The sequence below is a fragment of the Microvirga zambiensis WSM3693 genome (assembly GCF_016735695.1).
Lineage (GTDB): Bacteria > Pseudomonadota > Alphaproteobacteria > Rhizobiales > Beijerinckiaceae > Microvirga > Microvirga zambiensis.
The window spans coordinates 1-2,639 of sequence record NZ_JAERQD010000158.1 but is presented as its reverse complement, the minus strand read 5'-3'; the positions used below and the strand labels follow the sequence as shown (position 1 = coordinate 2,639).

The 2,639-nt window shown below is 65.4% G+C and carries 2 protein-coding genes; both read left to right on the top strand.

Annotated elements, in window-relative coordinates; all coding sequences use genetic code 11:
* Positions 1–195 precede the first annotated feature (195 nt).
* A complete protein-coding gene (gene istA, locus JKL46_RS34510; RefSeq protein ID WP_201842933.1) occupies positions 196–1,728 on the top strand; it encodes an IS21 family transposase in 1,533 nt (510 codons plus the stop codon).
* Positions 1,729–1,741: 13 nt separating this feature from the next.
* Entirely contained in the window at positions 1,742–2,488 is a 747-nt protein-coding gene (gene istB / locus JKL46_RS34505; protein ID WP_201842931.1) for an IS21-like element helper ATPase IstB, read from the top strand.
* Positions 2,489–2,639: the final 151 nt, after the last annotated feature.

Sequence of the window (2,639 nt, the reverse complement as noted above, 5' to 3'; positions counted from 1 at the left end):
TGCGGATACCGACGCAATCCGTCCATGTGTACCGACTTGAAGTCGTCCACGCTTCCGATTTAATCCCGTCCACCCTTCCGAATTGAAGCCGTCCATCCTTCCGATTTGATCCCGTCCAGGGATTGGTCGGCAGAACCGTGCTGCACCGGGTCATCCGATTGGGGCATTGCGACCTCTCCACCAGAGAGGGACGCGATGCCGGCAAACAGAGAGATGACTATGCGACAGATGCGGCAAGTGCTGCGGCTCCACGCCAGCAAAACCAGCGATCGCGAGATCGGCCGGATTGTCGGCGCAGCGCGCTCGACCGTGCGAGACGCCATCCAGCGGGCCAAGGCTGCCGGGCTGGCCTGGCCGCTGCCGGAGGACCTGACCGACGCGGCCCTGGAGGAGAAGCTGTTCGCCCGCGCGGGCGCTCGGATCGGCACGCGCCGTCGGCCGGAGCCGGATTGGGCCCACCTGATCCAGGAGCTCAAGCGGCCTGGCGTCAGCATCGCCATCCTGCACGAGGAATATCTCGCGGATCATCCGGACGGCTATGGCTACTCGCGTTTCTGCGACCTGTTCCGCTCCGTCGAGCGCCGCCTGACGCCGACCATGCGCCAGCATCACGTCGCCGGCGACAAAGTATTCGTGGATTACTCGGGCAAAAAGCTGCCCATCGTCGATCCGCTCACCGGCGAGATCCGTCACGCCGAGATCTTTGTCGCCGTGCTCGGCGCCTCCAACCTGACCTATGCCGAAGCGACCTGGACCCAGACCCTGCCGGATTGGATCGAAGCCCATGTGCGGATGTTCCGGTTCCATGGCGGCGTGACCAAGCTCATCGTCCCGGACAACCTGAAGAGCGGCGTCCACAAGGCCTCGTTCTACGATCCCGAGATCAACCGCAGCTACGGCAAGATGGCGGCCCACTACGAGGTCGGAATTCTCCCAACTCGACCACGTCGCCCGAAGGATAAGGCAAAAGTCGAGGCTGGGGTTCGCTTTGCTCAATTCTACATCCTGGGCCGGCTGCGCCACCGCACCTTCTTCTCGCTCCAGGAGGCCAATGCGGCCATTGCCGAGGCCCTCGAGCGGATGAACAGCGTGCCCATGCGCCGTCTCGGCGTCAGCCGGCGCCAGTTGTTCGAGACAATCGAGAAGCCGGCCCTCGCACCATTGCCGGCCGAGGACTACGTCTTCGCGCAGTGGCAGCTCGCCCGGGTCGGGCTCGACTATCAGATCGAGGTCGAGGGCTTCTTCTACTCGGTGCCGTTTGGCCTCATCGGCCAGCAGGTCGACGTGCGGGTGACCCAGCGCACCGTCGAAGCCTTTCACAAGGGCGGACGCGTCGCGGCCCACGCGCGGCGTTATGCCGGACGGGCGCACGGCACGCAGGCCGAGCACATGCCGAGCGCGCATCGCCGCTATGCCGCCTGGTCGCCCGAGCGCTTCCGTTCCTGGGCGGCGGCGATCGGCCCCCACACCGAGGGACTGATTGCCGCCATCCTGGCGGCACGCCGTCATCCCGAGCAGGGCTTTCGCACCTGCATCGGGGTTTTGCAGCACATGCGCGGCATCCCGCAGGAGCGCGTCGAGGCGGTCGCGGCCAAAGCCCTGGCGATCCGGGCGCTGACCTACAAGAGCATCGTGTCGCTCCTCGACACCCACCGCGAGCGCGCTCCCGCCGCCGACACGCCCGTTCTCACCCACCCCAATGTCCGCGGACCGGGGTATTTCCACTGACAGGAGACCGATCATGTTGATCCATCCCACCCTCGACCAGCTCCACGCGCTGGGCCTGCACGGCATGGCCAAGGGCTTCAAGGCGCTCAGCGCCACTCCCGAGGCTGACGCGCTCGGCCATGCCGAGTGGCTCGGCCTGATCCTCGATCATGAAGTGACGACGCGGCAGCAGAAGCGCTTCGAGACCCGGGCCAAGACAGCCAAACTGCGCCACTCCGCCAGCGTCGAGGATGTCGACTTCCGCGCCCCGCGCGGCCTCGACCGGGCGCTGTTTCTCAAGCTGGCATCCTGCGACTGGATCCGCGAGCGACGCAATCTGTTGATTACCGGCCCGTGCGGCGTCGGAAAGAGCTGGCTCGCCTGCGCCCTTGGGCACCGGGCCTGCCGCGAGGACCTGTCGGTGCTCTACCATCGTGTGCCGCGGCTGTTTGCAGCGCTCGATCTCGCCCGCAGCGATGGCCGCTACTCTCGCCTGTTACGCACACTCGCCCGGGCCAAGCTGCTGGTGCTCGACGACTGGGGTCCTGAGGCGCTCACCGGCGAGCAGCAGCGCGATCTGCTGGAAATCGTGGAGGACCGCTATGATGCCGGTTCGCTGCTGATCACCAGCCAGGTGCCGGTCGAGAACTGGTACGCGATGATCGGCAGCATTCCAACGCTGGCGGACGCCATCCTCGATCGGGTCGTGCATAATGCCTACCGGATTAATCTGACCGGCGAGAGCCTGCGCAAGACCCGTCATACGCAAGCCGACGCTTGACCAGCGTCACCACCTCAACCACCATCCATCACTGACCCGAAGAGCGGCACTCAGGTGGACGACTTCAACCTCGGACCCATGGACGGCTTGAAATCGGAATGCCTGGACGGCTTCAGATTGGACGAAGTGGACGGCTTTGTCGGTATCCTCA

What these genes read in the sequence shown, in the direction of transcription:
- istA (WP_201842933.1), top strand. Translation starts at nt 196, where the DNA reads ATGCCGGCAAACAGAGAGATGACTATGCGACAGATGCGGCAAGTGCTG.
- istB (WP_201842931.1), top strand. Translation starts at nt 1,742, where the DNA reads ATGTTGATCCATCCCACCCTCGACCAGCTCCACGCGCTGGGCCTGCAC.